The 1731-nt window shown below is 68.6% G+C and carries 1 protein-coding gene; it reads right to left on the minus strand.

From position 1 onward, the window contains the following. The coding region (locus ASR47_RS00125) for an Ig-like domain-containing protein (protein ID WP_245714209.1) at positions 1 to 1731 on the minus strand (1731 nt) is incomplete at both ends.

The raw sequence follows: 1731 nt of genomic DNA on the forward strand, positions 1-1731 counted from the left end.
TGATGATGGACAGCGCAGCGCTGGCGGCGCTGGTGTTGCCGGCAGCATCTACCGCCTTGACTGTCAAGCTGTGCGCGCCGGTGGCCAATGCGCTGCTGGTGATGCTCCACACGCCGCCGGTGGCAACGGCTGTGCCGAGCACGGTGGTGCCGTCGGTATCGTACAAGGTGACCAGGCTGCCCGCTTCGGCGGTGCCGGTGAAGGTTGGCGTAGTGATGCGGGTGACGCCGTCGGTGTTCGAGGCGCCGCTGTCGGACGCAAGCGCCAATGCTGGCGCGTTTGGTGCTGCGGGGGCGGTGGCGTCAATGGTGATCGCCAGTGCCGGCGAGGCGACGCTGGTGTTGCCGGCAGCATCCACCGCCTTGACTGTCAAGCTGTGCGCGCCGGAGGCCAGTGCGCTGCTGGTGATGCTCCAGACGCCGCCGGTGGCAACTGCCGTTCCCAGCACGGTGGTGCCGTCGGTATCGTACAGGGTGACCAGACTGCCCGCTTCGGCGCTGCCGGTGACGGTAGGCGTGGTGACGCTGGTGACGCCGTCGGTGTTGGAGGCGCCGCTGTCGGAAGCAAGTGCCAATGCCGGTGCGCTTGGCGTTGCAGGCGCGGTGCTGTCGATGGTGATCGCCAGTGCTGGCGAGGCGACGCTGCTGTTGCCGGCAGCATCTACCGCTTTGACGCTCAAGCTGTGCGCGCCGGAGGCCAGCGCGCTGCTGGTGATGCTCCACACGCCGCCGGTGGCAACTGCCGTTCCCAGCACGGTGGTGCCGTCGGTATCGTACAGGGTGACCAGGCTGCCCGCTTCGGCGCTGCCGGTGACGGTGGGCGTGGTGATGCTGGTCAGGCCGTCCGTGTTGGAGCTGCCGCTGTCGGAAGCCAGCGCCAGGACTGGCGCGCTCGGTGCTGCCGGCGCCGTGGTGTCGATGGTGATCGTCAGCGCAGCCGAATTCAAGCTGGCGTTGCCAGCGGAATCCACCGCTTTGAGGGTCAAGCTGTGCGCGCCGGTGGCCAGTGCGCTGCTGGTGATGCTCCACACGCCGCCGGTGGCAACTGCCGTGCCGAGCACAGTGGTGCCGTCGGTGTCGTACAAGGTGACCGTGCTGCCCGCTTCGGCGGTGCCGGTGAAGGTTGGCGTAGTGATGCGGGTGACGCCGTCGGTGTTCGAGGCGCCGCTGTCGGACGCAAGCGCCAATGCTGGCGCGTCTGGTGCTGCGGGGGCGGTGGCATCAATGGTGATCGCCAGTGCCGGCGAGGCGACGCTGGTGTTGCCGGCAGCATCTACCGCCTTGACTGTCAAGCTGTGCGCGCCGGTGGCCAATGCGCTGCTGGTGATGCTCCACACGCCGCCGGTGGCAACTGCCGTGCCGAGCACGGTGGTGCCGTCGGTGTCGTACAAGGTGACCGTACTGCGCGCTTCGGCGGTGCCGGTGATGACCGGCGTGGTGATGCGGGTGACGCCGTCGGTGTTCGAGGCGCCGCTGTCGGACGCAAGCGCCAATGCTGGCGCGTCTGGTGCTGCGGGGGCGGTGGCATCAATGGTGATCGCCAGTGCCGGCGAGGCGGCGCTGGTGTTGCCGGCAGCATCTACCGCCTTGACTGTCAAGCTGTGCGCGCCGGAGGCCAGTGCGCTGCTGGTGATGCTCCACACGCCGCCGGTGGCAACTGCCGTGCCGAGCACGGTGGTGCCGTCGGTGTCGTACAAGGTGACCGTACTGCCCGCTTCGGCGGTGCCGGTGA

The sequence above is a fragment of the Janthinobacterium psychrotolerans genome (genome assembly GCF_001677885.1).
Lineage (GTDB): Bacteria > Pseudomonadota > Gammaproteobacteria > Burkholderiales > Burkholderiaceae_D > Janthinobacterium > Janthinobacterium psychrotolerans.